We start from the raw sequence: 13,846 nt of genomic DNA, 5'->3' as shown, positions 1-13,846 counted from the left end.
CGCCGTTGCCCACCGGGCCGCGGACGACGATATAGGTGACCGACCGGCCCTCCCTTCGGGTTCATCCCCGGAGGGAGGGTTTCCGGTTTTCGGGTTCCGTCACTTCGGGAGGGCGCCGCGCGCGCGGTATGCTGAAACCTCTCTACAACCGGATTCTCAAGCTCTCCGCCCGCAAGGACGCCGTCTGGTGGATGTCCGCCGTCTCCTTCGCGGAAAGCTCCTTCTTCCCTCTGCCGCCCGACGTCATGCTGGTGCCGATGTGTCTGGCGGAGCCCAAGAAGCTCTGGCGCTACACCAACATCTGCGCACTGGCCTCGCTGATCGGCGGGCTGTTCGGCTACGCGGTCGGGTTCTATCTGTTCGAGAGCATCGGACGGCTGATCATCGACCTCTACAACGCACAAGAGTCGTTTCAGCGCTTTCAGGACATGTTCGCCGAATTCGGCCCCTGGTTCCTGATTCTCAAGGGCATCACGCCCATACCCTACAAATTGCTGACGATCACCGCGGGATTCGCGCACCTCGACCTGACGGTGTTCATCCTGTGCTCGATCGTCGCACGATTCTCGCGATTCTACATGATCGCGATCCTGCTGCATTTCTATGGGCCGCAGGTGCGCGACATCATCGAAAAGCGGCTGATGCTGGTGACGACCGTCCTGCTGGTCATCATCATCGGCGGATTGCTCAGCTTCAAATTCGTGTGAGCGGCGCGGGGCTCGGCCCCGCGCGTCACCCTCATTTTCCGGCCAACATCAATCGGGCATCCCGCGGTCCTGGCGGTTGCGCTCCGACGGGGGCAGGGCGTTGCGCTCGCGGCGGTCGCGCATGACCATCACCCCGATGGCCAGTGCCATGCCGATGCCGGCCAGCAGGGGCAGCACGACCTCGCCGGCGCTGACGGTGGGCATGGAGAGCATGCGCACGATGAGCAGCAGCAGGCCGCCGATCAGCAGCGCCACGAAGACGGTGGTCGATGTCCGGCGGCGCGGCGACGGGCCGGGATTGTTGGGACTCATTTGAGGCATTCCCTTATCGCTTGCGTTCCCGGCATAGTGGGCGCCGAGCCCGCGGCATGGTCCAATGCGGGGGACCATCCGCCAACGTCCGGGGTCACGCAAGAACAATGGGAGTCAAAGCCGAGATGTTCCGTCCGAAACTCATTCTGGGGCCGGTGCTGGCCCTCGCCCTGGTTGCGCTCGCCGCCTGCGCGGACGCGCCGGGGCGTTCGTCCGGCGCCGCCGTGGGCGGTGCTCCGGCGGCCTCCACCACGGCCCCTACGACGGCTCCCGCCGGGGCGCCGGCATCCTCGCGCCCGGCCCGCGGGGTCGAAGACCCGTCGCTCCGCCTGGACGGCGGCGTCGGCAGCGACGATTCCTGCCGCGCCCAGTGCGAGCGCAGCAACAACTCCTGCATGGACTCGGTCGCCGCGCGCGCGCAGAGCGGGCTCGACCGTCCGGACCGCGGCGGCATCTTCTCGCCGACCGACAACTGCCAGCATTCGCTGCGCATGTGCTACCAGCGCTGCGGCGCGCCCACCAACCAGTGACCGGTCCGGTGCGATCGGTGGATCGGCGATGAGCAAACGCGGCGACTCCGGAGCCACCGGCGGCCTGTTCGAGGCGGGCGCCCCCCGCCCGCTGGCCGACCGGCTGCGCCCGCGCAGCCTGGGCGAGGTGGTCGGGCAGGAGCATCTGCTGAAGCCCGACGGCCCGCTGGGCCGCATGGTCGCCGCGCGCCGGCTGGCCTCCATGATCCTGTGGGGGCCGCCCGGCTGCGGCAAGACGACCATCGCGCGGCTGCTCGCCCTGTCCACCGACCTGCATTTCGAGCCGCTGTCGGCGGTCTTCTCCGGCGTGGCCGACCTGCGCAAGGTCTTCGACGCCGCGCGGGCGCGGCGCGCGGCCGGGCAGGGCACGCTGCTGTTCATCGACGAAATCCACCGCTTCAACCGCTCCCAGCAGGACGGCTTCCTGCCCTATGTGGAGGACGGCACCGTCACGCTGGTCGGCGCCACCACCGAGAATCCGTCCTTCGAGCTGAACGCGGCGCTTCTGTCCCGCGCCCAGGTCTTCGTGCTGAACCGGCTGGACGACGCAGCGCTGGAAAAGCTGCTGTCGCGGGCCGAGGCGGAGATGGGGCGCCCGCTGCCGCTGACGCCGGACGCGCGGTCCGCACTGAAGGCGATGGCCGACGGCGACGGGCGCTTCTGCCTGAACCTCTGCGAGGAGCTGTTCGCCCTGCCGGTGCCGGAGGACGGGGCGCTTCTCGACAACAACGCGCTCGCCACCGCCATCCAGCGTCGCGCCCCGCTCTACGACAAGGCGCAGGAGGGGCATTACAACCTCATAAGCGCGCTGCACAAGTCGCTGCGCGGGTCGGACACCGACGCGGCGCTCTACTGGTACGCCCGCATGCTGGAAGGTGGCGAGGACCCGCGCTACATCGCCCGGCGGCTGACCCGCTTCGCGGTGGAGGACATCGGCATGGCCGACCCCAACGCGCTGGCCCAGGCCACCGCCGCCTGGGAGGCCTACGAGCGGCTGGGCAGCCCGGAGGGGGAACTCGCCATCGCCCAGCTGGTGATCTATCTGGGGACGGCGCCGAAGTCGAACGCCGGCTACACCGCCTACAAGAGCGCGGTGCGCGCCGCCAAGGAAACCGGCAGCCTGATGCCGCCCAAGCACATCCTGAACGCCCCGACCAAGCTGATGAAGCAGATCGGCTACGGCAAGGGCTACGAGTACGACCACGACACGGCGGACGGCTTTTCCGGCCAGAACTACTTCCCGGAGGGCATGGCGCGGCGCGCCTTCTACCAGCCGGTGGAGCGCGGATTCGAGCGCGAGATCAAGAAGCGCCAGGACTATTGGGCGCGCCTGCGCGAGCGCAAGGCGGCCGAGGGCGAGGAGTAGACGCGTTTCACGGCTTCGGGTAGGCGACCCCGAGAATCCAGACCGGAGCGTCTGGCGGGCCGGCGCGTTCGAACCCATAAGTCATGGTCGTGCTGGTGAAGGAGCGCGCGTCACTGCAGCGCCCGATGTCGTCGTTGTCCCCGCACACTTCGTGTTGTTTCACGGATGCTCGGTGTCAGGATTCGTGAAATGGGAGGAGGCGCGTGGGCATGATGGTGGGTGACTCAGTTCCGGCATTCTCACGCTTCATCGCCATCGACTGGTCGGGCGCCGCCGGCAAGCGCTACGCGGGCGTTGCCGTTGCCGAATGCGGCGCCGAGGGGCCGCCGCGGATCGTCGCGCCCACGGAGCGGCAATGGTCGCGCACCGCCGTGTTCGACTGGCTGCTCGACGGGCTGGAGCGCGGGCCGGCGCTGGTCGGAATCGACTGCGCCTTCTCGCTGCCCTTCGACGTGGCTCAGCGCTATTTCCCCGACCCCGACGCGGCGACGGTGTTCGACCTGTGGGACCGGGTGGAGGCGGTGGCCGGGGCGGAGCCGGACTTCGCCGGAGGCGGCTTCGCGGCGCACCCGGACTACGGCGCCGATTTCTGGCGCGCCGGGATGCAGCCGGACTGGTACCGCGACCCGCACCGGCTGACCGAGCGGGTGTGCCGCGCCGACGGCTACGGCAGCCCGCAGAGCCCCTACAAGCTGATCGGCGCCAAGCAGGTGGGGAAGGGCGGGCTGGCCGGGATGCGGATGCTGCGCGCTCTGAAGCAGGCGGCGCCGGAACGGATGGCGGTCTGGCCCTTCGACGCTCCGGGGCCGGGCCGCACCGTCTTCTGCGAGATCTACCCGCGCCTGTTCCTCATCCGCGCCGGCTTCGGGCTGCGCAAGATCCGCGACGGGGCGGCGGTCGACGCCGCGCTGGCCGTCCTCGGCGCGCCGCCCGCCGGCCTGTCCGGGGCGGTGACCGACCATGACGCGGACGCGCTGGTCTCCGCGGCGGGGCTGCGCTGGCTGGCCGGGCGGGAGGCGGTGTGGAGTTCCGCCGGCGATGGACGCGCGGGCGCGGCGGCAGGAGGGCTGGATCTTCGGTGTGGGCGACCGGAATGCGGGGGATGCTGCGCCCGGCGCGTGACAAGCCGCCGCAATTCTGGCTCTAATCCGCGCGGGATGCCCGTCGTCCCGTCCGTTCCGGAGGCTTCGTGATCGCATCACCGTCCACGCTCGCCGCGGTCGCCGTCGGCGGTGCCGTCGGCTCCATGGCGCGCTATCTGCTGATGACGGCGGTCGGCCAATGGCTGGGCACGCAGTTTCCCTTTGGGACGCTGATCGTGAACGCCGTGGGTTGCTTCACCATGGGCGTGCTGGCGGAGCTGGCCGCGCTGGTGTGGTCGCCCTCGCCGGAGCTGCGGGCGCTGCTGATGGTCGGTGTGCTGGGGGGATTCACCACCTTCTCCTCCTTCACGCTCGACGTCGGTCTGCTGGTGGAGCGGAACGCCCTGCCGGCGGCGGCGGGTTACATCCTCGCCTCGATGGTGCTGACCATCGCGGGTTTCTTTGCCGGCCTCGCGGTCGTGCGTTCTCTTGTTTCGGTGCCCGTTTGATGAGTGAGAACAAAGCCCCCAGCGTTGAAACCCGGACCGTGACGTCCGACGAGGCCGATGTGCGCCTCGACCGCTGGTTCAAGCGCCATTTCCCCGACGTGGGGCACGGCTATCTTCAGAAGCTGCTGCGCACCGGCCAGATCCGCGTGGACGGCAAGCGGGCGGAGACCTCGACCCGGCTCGCCGCCGGCCAGTCCATCCGCATCCCGCCGCTGGCCGACTGGGCCAAGCCGGAGGGCGCCGCCCCGGCCCCCGCGCCGAAGAAGCCGGCCATGTCGGACAAGGACATCGCGACGCTCCAGGCGCTGGTTCTCTTCAAGGACGGCGACGTCATCGCGCTGAACAAGCCGGCCGGGCTCGCCGTTCAGGGCGGCACCAACACCACCAAGCATCTCGACGCCATGCTGGACGCCCTGCGCTTCGACGCGAAGGAGCGGCCCAAGCTGGTCCACCGGCTGGACAAGGACACCTCGGGCGTCCTGCTGCTGGCGCGCAACACCTTCGCGGCGTCCAAGCTGACCGAGCAGTTCCGCGGCCGCGACGTGCGCAAGATCTACTGGGCCGCCACGGTCGGCGTGCCGAAGCCCTACCAGGGCAAGATCGACCTCGCGCTGGCCAAGGAAGGCGGGCCGCAGGGCGAGCGGGTGGCCGGCGACGAGGACGACGGCAAGCGCGCCGTCACCTACTACACGGTGCTGGAAAACCTGGGCAAGCAGGCGGCCTTCGTCGCCATGTGGCCGCGCACGGGGCGCACCCACCAGCTTCGCGTCCACATGAACGCCATCGGCACGCCGATCCTGGGCGACGGCAAGTACGCCGGACAGGGGGCCTATCTTCCGGGCGCCGAGGTCCAGAAGAAGCTGCATCTGCACGCCCGCCGCCTGATCCTGCCGCACCCGCGCGGCGGCAACCGGATGATCGACGTGACGGCGCCGCTGCCCGACCACATGCTGACGACCTGGAAGTATCTGGGCTTCAGCGCCAGCCTGAAGGGCGATCCGTTCGAGGGGGTCGAATAGAGGCGGGGTTTACCCCGCTTCGCGCCCCTCCAGAAACGCCGTAAGCTGCTCCGCCGCCTGCCCGACATGGTCGGTGACCAGTCGGCAGGCCGTGTCCGCATCGCCCGCCCGGCAGGCCGCCAGCAGCGCGCGGTGCTCGTCCTGCGACCGCGGCCGGTAGCCCAGCGCCGCGAACTGGAATCGCAGATAGCGGTCGGCGGCCAGCAGATGCTGCTCCGTCAGCGCCAGCAGCCGGGGCCGCCCGGCCCGCGCGTAGAGCGTCATGTGGAAGCGCCGGTTCAGCTCCCCCATGCGGCCGGGATCGGCCTCTCCATCCATCTCGGCGATCAGTTCCTCCGCCTGATCGAGGTCCGCCGCCGTCAGGCCGGGCAGCGACAGGCGGAGCGCCATCGGTTCCAGCGCCATGCGGATCGCCCCGATGTCGGCGCCGTCCGCCGCCGAGATTTCCGCGACGACGGCCCCGCGGTGCGGGTGGAACTCGGCGAGCGCCCGCGCCTCCAACTGGCGCAATGCCTCGCGCACCGGCATGCGGCTGACCCCGAAGGTTTCCGCCAGCTCCTCCTGCCGCAGTGGCGTGCCCGGCGCGATGACCCCGGACAGGATCGCCTCGCGCAGCGTCGCCTCCACGAACTCCGCGGTGGTGCGGTGGCGCGGTCGCGCGCGCGCCACGAGGCGCGACAGCCCGTCGTTAAGCGCCATGCGTGATCTCCCCTTGCCAGGATATTGGATCCAATCTATCACCTTCCCCATCGTCCTGCACCCCCGATGGAGGGTTTCGCGCCATGTCCTCTTCCGACACCGTCCCGGCGACGGGCCTTTCGACGGGGTTTTCCCTGCGCGCGGTCGGCGCCGGCCTGCTGGCGGCCCTGGTCGGCTACGCCAGTTCGGTGGCGGTGGTCATCCATGGGCTAACCGCCGTGGGTGCCGGCACGGAGCAGGTGGTGTCGGGCCTCGTCCTGCTGGGCTTCGCCATGGGGCTGACGGCGATGGGCCTCAGCCTGCACCGGCGCAAGCCGATCAGCATCGCCTGGACGACGCCGGGCATGGCGCTGCTCGCCACCACCGGGGCGGTGGAGGGCGGCTTCGCCGCCGCGGTGGGGGCCTTCATGGCGACCGGAGTCCTGATCGTCCTGGCCGGGCTGTGGTCGCCGCTGGGCCGCTGGATTGCCGCGATTCCGAAGCCGCTGGCCAACGGCATGCTGGCGGGCATCCTGCTGAAGCTCTGCCTCGCCCCCTTCCTGGCGGTGTCGCAGGCGCCGGGAATGGCGCTGCTGGTGCTGGCGACCTGGGCGGTGGTGGGGCGGGTGGCAAGACTCTACGCCGTGCCCGCCGCGGTGGCGGTGGCGCTGGGGGCGATGGCGCTGGACCCTTCCAGCGGTCTGGCCGGCGGGGCGGCGCTGTCCGGCGCGCTGTGGCCCAGCGTGACCTTCGTGCAGCCGGTCTTCACCTGGGAGGCGATGGTCGGCATCGCCCTGCCGTTGTTCGTCGTCACCATGGCGTCGCAGAACATTCCCGGCCTCGCCGTCCTGGCGACCTACAACTACGCGCCGCCGACCCGCCCGATCTTCCTGGCGACGGGGGCGGCCTCCGCCCTGACGGCGCTGGGCGGCGCGCCCACCATCAACCTCGCGGCGATCACCGCGGCGCTCTGCGCCAGCCCGGACGCCGACCCCAACCCGGCGCGGCGCTGGCAGGCCGCCTTCGTCGGCGGCGTCGGCTACATCCTGTTCGCCGGGCTGGCCGGGGTGACGGCGGTGATGGTCACCCGCTCCCCGCCGATCCTGATCGAGGCGGTGGCCGGGCTGGCACTCGTCGGCGCCTTCGGCTCCGCCCTGATGGGCGCCGTGCAGGTGGAGGCGAACCGGACGGCCGCGCTGGTCACCATGCTGGTCACCGCCTCCGGCCTGTCCTTCGCCGGGGTGGGCTCAGCTTTCTGGGGCCTGCTGCTGGGCGGGGCGGTCCATCTGCTCCATTGGCGCCCTTCGGTGTCGCAGCCGGCAAAGTGAGTTGCGCTTTCCCGACGCGGCCCGCATAAGTCCGGTACGACCCGCGTCCCGGAGGCGATGCCCGTGAGCAGCTCAGAGAATGCCCGTCCGCTGCGGCTGGCCCTGTTCGATTGCGACGGCACGCTGGTGGACAGCCAGTTCGCCATCATCGACGCCATGACCAGCGCCTGGGCCGTCCACGGTCTGGGCGAGCCGGACCCGCTGGAGGTGCGCCGCATGGTCGGGCTGCCGCTGGTGCAGGCGGTGTCGCAACTGCTTCCGGACCTCGACACCGACCGCCATGTGGCCGTCGCGGAAAGCTACAAGGACGCCTTCGCGGCGCTGCGCCACCGTGGCGACCTGCACGAGCCGCTGTTTCCCGGCCTGCGCGACACGCTGGACGCGCTGGAGGCGGAAGGCGTTCTGCTCGGCGTGGCGACCGGCAAGTCGCGGCGCGGGCTGGACGCCGTGCTGGCCCATCACGGGCTGGCGCACCGTTTCGTTACGCTCCAGACCAGCGACATCGGCCCCGGCAAGCCGCACCCCGACATGGTCTACCGCGCCCTGGCCGAAACCGGGGTGGAGGCGGCGCGGACGGTTGTGATCGGCGACACCACCTACGACATTCAGATGGCCCGCAACGCGCGGGTCGCGTCGGTCGGCGTCTCCTGGGGCTATCACGCGGTGGCCGAGCTGGAGGGCGCCGGGGCCGACCGCATCGTCCACCGCGGGCGCGAGGTGGCCGGCGCCGTGCTGGACCTGTTGCACCGTTAAGAGAGCATTCGAAGGACCCTGATGAAGCGCTTCTACAAGACCGCCTCCGTCGACGAGGCCGCCGGCGGCGGCTTCGAGGTGCGCCTGGACAACCGCCCGATCCGCAGCCCGGCCAAGGCGCCGCTGGTCTTCGCGAGCTGGCCGCTGGCCCAGGCCGTCGCCGCCGAATGGGACGCCCAGCCCGAGGACATCGCTCCGGACAGCATGCCGCTGATGCAGCTCGCCAGCACGGCGGTTGACCTGATCGGCAAGGGGCGCGCCGCCATCGTCGACGGCGTGGCCGCCTATGCGGAGACGGACCTCCTCTGCTACCGCGCGGAGCATCCCCGGAACCTGGTGGAGCGGCAGGCGCAGCGCTGGCAGCCGCTGCTCGACTGGGCGACATTGCGCTACGACGCGCCGCTGCACGTCAACGCCGGTCTGATGCCCAAGCCGCAGCCGCCCGAGGCGCTGCGCGCCCTGCGCAATGCGGTCGAGGCCTACGACGACTGGACGCTGTCGGCGCTCCAGACCGCCACCGGCTCCTGCGGCTCGCTGATCGTCGCGCTGGCGCTGGTCGAGGGGCGCATCGACGCCGAGGAGGCGTTCGAGGTGTCGCAGCTCGACGAGACCTTCCAGATCGAAGCCTGGGGCGAAGACCCGGAGGCGACCAAGCGCCGCGCCGCCCTGCGCGTGGACATCGCCGCCTGCCGACGCTTCGTCGATCTGCTGCGGGCCTGATCATCCTTCGGGTGGGGACGGAATAAAGCGGCGCGGCGGGCGTCCTGTCAGTGAGGGCCGGGTCCAATCACCCGCCCCGTCACGACAGGGAGGTTCCGTCCATGCACCGCTTCACCCGTTTCACCGCCGCCGCGGCGATCGCGCTGGCGCTCGGCCTCGTGGCGCCGTCTGGTTTCGCGCCGTCCGCCTTCGCGCAGGGCGCCATGCCCGCCAAGACCGGCCAGTCGGCCGGCGGCCCCGTGCTGACCGACAGCAAGGGCATGACGCTGTACGTTTTCGACCGCGATGCGGGCGGCAAGTCCGCCTGCAACGGGCAGTGCGCCACCAACTGGCCGCCCCTGATGGCCCCGGCGGGCGCCAAGGCGATGGGTGACTATTCGGTCGTCACCCGCGACGATGGTTCCATGCAGTGGGCCTACAAGGGCAAGCCGCTCTACAACTGGGCGAAAGACGGCAAGCCGGGCGACACCACCGGCGACGGCGTCAACAACGTCTGGCACGTCGCGCGTCCGTAAGCACGATTCCGAACAGGGAAAAGCCCCCGCGGCGCTTGGCCGCGGGGGCTTTTCATGACCGGATCGGCGATTACTGGCCGGTGCCCGACGGAGCGGCCGGCGGGGTGCCGGTGGCGCCGCCCGGGGCGGTCATGGTGCCGGAGGTCCCGGTGGAGGAGCGGCTCGCCGCGCCGTTCACCGTGTCGCCGGCCTTGTCCTTGTTGCGGTTCAGCGAGGTGGTGGTGTCGGAGTACTCGAACTCCGGCATCTCCTTCACCTGATCGCGGGTCAGGCCCGAGAGCTGGACGCGCTCCTGCTGGGCGTCCCAGTTGGCGTTGCCGATGTCCACGGCGATTTGCTTCTCGCCGATGCCGAGGAAGCCGCCCGAGGAGATCACGAGCTGGCGGGCTTGGCCGTTGCTGTCGAGGATGATGTCCTCGACCTCGCCGACCTTCTCGTTGTCGGTGCCGTAGACGTTCTTGCCCATCATGTTCTCGGCGCTGGCGAGCGTGCCGCCGGTCAGGCCCGCGGCGCTGCCGGTGGTGGCGCTGCTGCTCTTGTTCATCTCGGTCGCGGTCGGGGCGCCGGTGGTGGGGCTGCCGGTGGTCGGCGACGTGGTCTGCGCCATCGCCGTGCCGGTCATCAGCGCCAGGACGGACGCAGCCGCGATGATTTCCCTACGCATAACTCACTCCTCTCCGTGTTTCGGCGTTTCTGTCGAGTGCCTTGGTTTGTCTCGGTAAGGCAGTTCGACAACAGCGCCTCGGCGGGAATGGTCACGCGGAAAATCGAAAAAATCTTTCGGCTAGTCCGTGCAAGTTTTGGGAATAAAAGTGACGAAGAACTCAAAAGCTTGCCCAGACTGGCTTTGCCGGCGTGACTGTGGCCTCTCCGGCTGTCAAGACCAATCCGTCTTGCCCCGCACGGGTGAGGTCTTCCAATCGCAACAGGGCCAGGGCGGAGGAGCCATGACCGCTGCGGATCTCGCCGACCTCCTTGCCCTCCAGCGTCACCGGCGTGCCGGGGGCGGGCAGGGGGCCGTCCAGCGTCACCGGGAACAGCTTCTTCCTGATCAGGGCGCGGTACTTGGTGCGGGCGGTCAGCTCCTGCCCCATGTAGCAGCCCTTGTCCCAGGAGATGGCGTTGAGGTCGTCCAGATCGTTCTCCAGCGGCAGAGCCTTGTCGGGGGTGAGGTCGCGGCTGCCCTCCGGTACGCCGAGCGACAGGCGCAGCCGGTCGTAGTCCTCCGCGCGGCGCGGAACGAAGCCCGCCGACTCCAGCGCCGCCGCGGCGCCCTCGCGCGGCAGGAAGGCGCGGGCGCCCAGCGCCGGCAGGCGCGGGTCGGTGAAGGCGACGCCGTCCGCGAAGGGGATCGCGGCCCCGGCCTCCTCCGGCAAACCCAGCCGCGCAAGCGCGTCGCCGCCGAACAGGGCGACGGCCAGCATGGCGCCGGCCCGGTCCTCCAGCGTGATCTTGGAGCGCAGCTTGTACATCTTCAGGCGGCGCAGGAATTCCTCGCGCCGCTCCGTCTCGGGGTCGAGCAGAAGGGCGCCGTCCGATTCGGCGATGCGGAAGTCGTGCAGGAACTTGCCCTGCGGGGTCAGGAACAGGGCGTAGACGGCGCGGTCCGCTGCGACACGGCGCACGTCGTTGGACACCAGCCCTTGCAGGAAGGCCGCCCGGTCCTCGCCCGCGACCGCGATGACGCCCCGATCCTCCAGGATCGCGTAGCCCGCCTGTTCCGCCGTCATGCCCTTGCTCCGACTGTCCCGTTCACGTCCCCGATAGTTGGGCGAAGGGGGCAGGGGAGGCAAGGGTGGCGAGGTCTGTGCCCTTGCATGGCGCGTCCGCCTTTTCCGCGGACGCGCCACGGTGCAAGCCGTGGTCGATGGACCGTCAGATGGTCCTTCAGGCGGGCCGTCAGGCCGCCGGAGGTTCGATCCGCAAGACCTGCACCGACTTGGTGCGGCCGTCGAGCGTGCCGTAGGCGATGGATTGCCCCTCGGACAGGCCGAGCAGGGCGGCGCCCACCGGTGTCAGGATCGAGATGCCGTCCTGGCGCCGGGCCGCTTCGTCCGGTGTGATGAGTGTGGCGGTATGCCGCGTGCCCCGGTCGTCCGCGAAGGTGACCCGGCTGCCGAGCCGGACGAAGGGCGTTCCGCCGTCGTCGGAATAATCCGCGACATCGGCGCGGTCGACCTCGCGCTGGAGGAAGTCGATGACGCCGGCGGGCTGGCTGAGATGGGCGAGAAGGACGTCGAGACGCCCAAGGTCATGGGGGGTGATTCGGATCGGCGGCGGATCGCCGAGCATCGACTTGCGGTTCATTCCAAAAGCTCCATAAGCAAAGGCCGCCGGAAATGGCGGCCCTTCCCATAGCTGAGGACGACGGCGGCCTCTTGTCAACCGTGCGGCGGCGTGGCATCTGTCCGTGTGCGAAGCAACTGCTGATTTGTTGGGTCATCTGCCGCTTTGTTGGGCTGCGACAGGCGCCCGAAACGGGGCGAATGACCGCAGGCTGGGCAACCGCTTCCCCTGTTGACGGCGAACAGCCTTGACGGGCAAGACTTCTCCGAAAGTGGCATGGCTTTGGCAATGCCCTGCCGACTTCACCCCTACCCGGTCCGTCTCCTTGGATTCCCCATCCGTGTCATCCCCTCCGCACCGGCTCGAACTGCGCGGCATCACCAAGCGCTTTCCGGGCTGTCTGGCGAACGATCAGGTCGATCTCGTCCTCCGGCCGGGGGAGATCCACGCGCTGCTGGGCGAGAACGGCGCCGGTAAGTCGACGCTGGTGAAGATCATCTACGGCGTGCTGCACGCCGACGCCGGCCGGATTCAGTGGAACGGGCATGATGCGCACATTCCCGATCCGGCGGGCGCCCGCCGGCTGGGCATCGGCATGGTGTTCCAGCATTTCTCCCTGTTCGACACGCTGACGGTCGCCGAGAACATCTCGCTCGGCCTCGATCAGCCCGGCCCGATGGACGCGCTGTCGGCGCGCATCGCCGAGGTGTCGGAACGCTACGGCCTGTCGCTGGACCCGCGCCGCCACGTCCACAACCTGTCGGTCGGCGAGCGGCAGCGGGTGGAGATCGTGCGCTGCCTGCTCCAGGACCCCAAGCTGCTCATCATGGACGAGCCGACTTCGGTCCTGACGCCGCAGGAGGCGACCCGCCTGTTCGAGACGCTGCGCCGGCTGGCGGCGGAGGGCTGCACGATTCTCTACATCAGCCACAAGCTGGAGGAGATCCGCGCGCTCTGCGACACCGCCACGGTGCTGCGCGGCGGGCGCGTCGTGGGGAGCTGCGATCCGCGCAGGGAAACCGCGCGCAGCCTCGCCGAGATGATGATCGGCACCGAGCTGTCGACCCCGGAGCGGTTGCCGCAGGGCGAGGCCGGGGCGGCGAAGCTGCAGGTCCGCCACCTCTCCACCACCTCCGACAACCCCTTCGCCACCAACCTGAAGGACGTGTCCTTCGAGGTGCGGGCCGGCGAGATCCTGGGCATCGCCGGTGTGGCCGGCAACGGCCAGGCGGAGCTGATGGCCGCGCTGAGCGGCGAGGCTCTGGTGCCTGACCCGGCGTCGGTCGCCATCGAGGGGCGGCCCGCCGGGCATCTCGGCCCACGCGAGCGGCGCCTGCTCGGCCTGGCCTTCGTGCCGGAGGAGCGGCTGGGCCGCGGCGCCGTGCCGGAGCTGAGCCTGTCGGAGAACGCGCTGCTCTCCGGCTACGCCCGCGAGCCGCTGGTGCGCAGCGGGCTGGTGCATTTCGGGCGCGCGCGCTCCTACGCCGAACGGATCATCGGCGCCTTCAACGTGGTCACCCACGGCCACCGGGCGGAGGCGCGGTCGCTGTCGGGCGGCAACCTCCAGAAATTCATCATCGGCCGCGAGATTCTTCAGAAGCCGCGCCTGCTGGTGGTCGGCCAGCCGACCTGGGGCGTGGACGCCGGTGCGGCGGCGGCGATCCACCGTGCGCTGATCGACCTCGCGCGCTCGGGTGCGGCCGTTCTGGTCATCAGCCAGGATCTGGACGAGCTGTTCGTGCTGAGCGACCGCATCGCCGTGCTGTTCCACGGCCATCTCTCGGAAAGCCGTCCCACCCACCACACCAGCGTGGAGGAGATCGGCCTGCTGATGGGCGGCCTGTTCAACCACCCGCCCGACGAGGATGAGGAGTGATGGGACCGACGCTTCATACCCTCTCCCCTCTGGGGAGAGGGGAGGGTGAGGGGGATGCCCTTCTGCCGGACGCCGCGCCCTGCGCAACCCCCTCACCCCAACCCTCTCCCCGCTCCCGGCGGACCTTTGGTCCGCCTGCCGCGTCAGCGCAAACTTCGTTTGCGC

Annotated in this window: 16 protein-coding genes; 11 read left to right on the top strand and 5 right to left on the bottom strand. The window is 70.0% G+C overall.

Features of this window, described 5'->3' with window-relative positions:
* Nucleotides 1–128: 128 nt before the first annotated feature.
* A complete protein-coding gene (locus ACWPN7_RS12845; protein ID WP_014240057.1) occupies nt 129–707 on the top strand; it encodes a YqaA family protein in 579 nt (192 codons plus the stop codon).
* A gap of 48 nt (nt 708–755) precedes the next feature.
* On the opposite strand, the gene ACWPN7_RS12840 is transcribed toward ACWPN7_RS12845, so the two are convergent.
* Nucleotides 756–1,019, bottom strand: a complete 264-nt coding sequence (locus tag ACWPN7_RS12840; protein WP_038528496.1) for a hypothetical protein — start codon at nt 1,017–1,019, stop codon at nt 756–758.
* Between the two features lie 125 nt (nt 1,020–1,144).
* On the opposite strand from ACWPN7_RS12840, the gene ACWPN7_RS12835 reads away from it, so the two are divergent.
* From ACWPN7_RS12835 to ACWPN7_RS12815, 5 genes are all read left to right on the top strand, one after another.
* Nucleotides 1,145–1,549 carry a hypothetical protein gene (locus ACWPN7_RS12835; RefSeq protein WP_144243479.1) on the top strand — a complete coding sequence of 135 codons (405 nt, stop codon included), beginning with the start codon at nt 1,145–1,147 and terminating at the stop codon, nt 1,547–1,549.
* Nucleotides 1,550–1,577: 28 nt separating this feature from the next.
* Complete coding sequence (locus ACWPN7_RS12830) at nt 1,578–2,915, top strand: replication-associated recombination protein A (RefSeq protein WP_038528491.1); 1,338 nt, start codon at nt 1,578–1,580, stop codon at nt 2,913–2,915.
* 209 nt (nt 2,916–3,124) lie between these two features.
* Nucleotides 3,125–4,108 carry a hypothetical protein gene (locus ACWPN7_RS12825; protein ID WP_492273306.1) on the top strand — a complete coding sequence of 328 codons (984 nt, stop codon included), beginning with the start codon at nt 3,125–3,127 and terminating at the stop codon, nt 4,106–4,108.
* Nucleotides 4,105–4,506: a fluoride efflux transporter CrcB gene (gene crcB, locus ACWPN7_RS12820; protein ID WP_149650462.1), complete on the top strand. Its 402-nt coding sequence runs from the start codon at nt 4,105–4,107 to the stop codon at nt 4,504–4,506. Before ACWPN7_RS12825 ends, crcB begins: the two co-directional genes overlap by 4 nt.
* Nucleotides 4,506–5,525 (top strand): RluA family pseudouridine synthase, encoded by a 1,020-nt coding sequence (locus ACWPN7_RS12815; RefSeq protein WP_459197856.1) that lies wholly within the window; start codon nt 4,506–4,508, stop codon nt 5,523–5,525. Before crcB ends, ACWPN7_RS12815 begins: the two co-directional genes overlap by 1 nt.
* Before the next feature lie 9 nt (nt 5,526–5,534).
* Here ACWPN7_RS12815 and ACWPN7_RS12810 read toward each other — a convergent pair whose 3' ends face one another.
* Complete coding sequence (locus ACWPN7_RS12810) at nt 5,535–6,224, bottom strand: GntR family transcriptional regulator (RefSeq protein WP_038528480.1); 690 nt, start codon at nt 6,222–6,224, stop codon at nt 5,535–5,537.
* An 83-nt stretch (nt 6,225–6,307) separates the two neighbouring features.
* On the opposite strand from ACWPN7_RS12810, the gene ACWPN7_RS12805 reads away from it, so the two are divergent.
* The 4 genes from ACWPN7_RS12805 to ACWPN7_RS12790 all read left to right on the top strand — a co-directional run bounded on the left by ACWPN7_RS12805 (nt 6,308) and on the right by ACWPN7_RS12790 (nt 9,519).
* A complete protein-coding gene (locus ACWPN7_RS12805) occupies nt 6,308–7,531 on the top strand; it encodes a benzoate/H(+) symporter BenE family transporter (RefSeq protein WP_459197855.1) in 1,224 nt (407 codons plus the stop codon).
* Between the two features lie 63 nt (nt 7,532–7,594).
* Nucleotides 7,595–8,284 carry an HAD-IA family hydrolase gene (locus ACWPN7_RS12800; RefSeq protein ID WP_456525516.1) on the top strand — a complete coding sequence of 230 codons (690 nt, stop codon included), beginning with the start codon at nt 7,595–7,597 and terminating at the stop codon, nt 8,282–8,284.
* A gap of 21 nt (nt 8,285–8,305) precedes the next feature.
* Nucleotides 8,306–9,004, top strand: a complete 699-nt coding sequence (locus ACWPN7_RS12795) for an ATP12 family chaperone protein (RefSeq protein WP_014240068.1) — start codon at nt 8,306–8,308, stop codon at nt 9,002–9,004.
* Between the two features lie 101 nt (nt 9,005–9,105).
* Nucleotides 9,106–9,519 carry a COG4315 family predicted lipoprotein gene (locus tag ACWPN7_RS12790; protein WP_247875111.1) on the top strand — a complete coding sequence of 138 codons (414 nt, stop codon included), beginning with the start codon at nt 9,106–9,108 and terminating at the stop codon, nt 9,517–9,519.
* 70 nt (nt 9,520–9,589) lie between these two features.
* On the opposite strand, the gene ACWPN7_RS12785 is transcribed toward ACWPN7_RS12790, so the two are convergent.
* The 3 genes from ACWPN7_RS12785 to ACWPN7_RS12775 form a co-directional block, all read right to left on the bottom strand.
* The gene (locus tag ACWPN7_RS12785) at nt 9,590–10,183 is read right to left on the bottom strand and encodes a PRC-barrel domain-containing protein (protein WP_492273305.1); all 594 of its coding nucleotides are present in this window, start codon (nt 10,181–10,183) and stop codon (nt 9,590–9,592) included.
* A 160-nt stretch (nt 10,184–10,343) separates the two neighbouring features.
* The gene (ygfZ, locus tag ACWPN7_RS12780; RefSeq protein ID WP_459197854.1) at nt 10,344–11,249 is read right to left on the bottom strand and encodes a CAF17-like 4Fe-4S cluster assembly/insertion protein YgfZ; all 906 of its coding nucleotides are present in this window, start codon (nt 11,247–11,249) and stop codon (nt 10,344–10,346) included.
* A 169-nt stretch (nt 11,250–11,418) separates the two neighbouring features.
* On the bottom strand, nt 11,419–11,826 hold the full coding sequence (locus ACWPN7_RS12775) for a GreA/GreB family elongation factor (RefSeq protein WP_038528471.1): 408 nt from the start codon (nt 11,824–11,826) through the stop codon (nt 11,419–11,421).
* 319 nt (nt 11,827–12,145) lie between these two features.
* On the opposite strand from ACWPN7_RS12775, the gene ACWPN7_RS12770 reads away from it, so the two are divergent.
* Nucleotides 12,146–13,681, top strand: coding sequence for an ABC transporter ATP-binding protein (locus ACWPN7_RS12770; protein ID WP_081862924.1), 1,536 nt, complete (start codon nt 12,146–12,148; stop codon nt 13,679–13,681).
* Nucleotides 13,682–13,846: the final 165 nt, after the last annotated feature.

The sequence above is a fragment of the Azospirillum sp. UENF 312511 genome (genome assembly GCF_058780635.1).
Note: the sequence above shows the minus strand (reverse complement) of the source record. Positions and strands in the feature narration are given on the sequence as shown.

What these genes read in the sequence shown, in the direction of transcription:
- ACWPN7_RS12845 (WP_014240057.1), top strand. Translation starts at nt 129, where the DNA reads ATGCTGAAACCTCTCTACAACCGGATTCTCAAGCTCTCCGCCCGCAAG.
- ACWPN7_RS12840 (WP_038528496.1), bottom strand. Translation starts at nt 1,019, where the DNA reads ATGAGTCCCAACAATCCCGGCCCGTCGCCGCGCCGCCGGACATCGACC.
- ACWPN7_RS12835 (WP_144243479.1), top strand. Translation starts at nt 1,145, where the DNA reads ATGTTCCGTCCGAAACTCATTCTGGGGCCGGTGCTGGCCCTCGCCCTG.
- ACWPN7_RS12830 (WP_038528491.1), top strand. Translation starts at nt 1,578, where the DNA reads ATGAGCAAACGCGGCGACTCCGGAGCCACCGGCGGCCTGTTCGAGGCG.
- ACWPN7_RS12825 (WP_492273306.1), top strand. Translation starts at nt 3,125, where the DNA reads ATGATGGTGGGTGACTCAGTTCCGGCATTCTCACGCTTCATCGCCATC.
- ACWPN7_RS12815 (WP_459197856.1), top strand. Translation starts at nt 4,506, where the DNA reads ATGAGTGAGAACAAAGCCCCCAGCGTTGAAACCCGGACCGTGACGTCC.
- ACWPN7_RS12810 (WP_038528480.1), bottom strand. Translation starts at nt 6,224, where the DNA reads ATGGCGCTTAACGACGGGCTGTCGCGCCTCGTGGCGCGCGCGCGACCG.
- ACWPN7_RS12805 (WP_459197855.1), top strand. Translation starts at nt 6,308, where the DNA reads ATGTCCTCTTCCGACACCGTCCCGGCGACGGGCCTTTCGACGGGGTTT.
- ACWPN7_RS12795 (WP_014240068.1), top strand. Translation starts at nt 8,306, where the DNA reads ATGAAGCGCTTCTACAAGACCGCCTCCGTCGACGAGGCCGCCGGCGGC.
- ACWPN7_RS12790 (WP_247875111.1), top strand. Translation starts at nt 9,106, where the DNA reads ATGCACCGCTTCACCCGTTTCACCGCCGCCGCGGCGATCGCGCTGGCG.
- ACWPN7_RS12785 (WP_492273305.1), bottom strand. Translation starts at nt 10,183, where the DNA reads ATGCGTAGGGAAATCATCGCGGCTGCGTCCGTCCTGGCGCTGATGACC.
- ygfZ (WP_459197854.1), bottom strand. Translation starts at nt 11,249, where the DNA reads ATGACGGCGGAACAGGCGGGCTACGCGATCCTGGAGGATCGGGGCGTC.
- ACWPN7_RS12775 (WP_038528471.1), bottom strand. Translation starts at nt 11,826, where the DNA reads ATGAACCGCAAGTCGATGCTCGGCGATCCGCCGCCGATCCGAATCACC.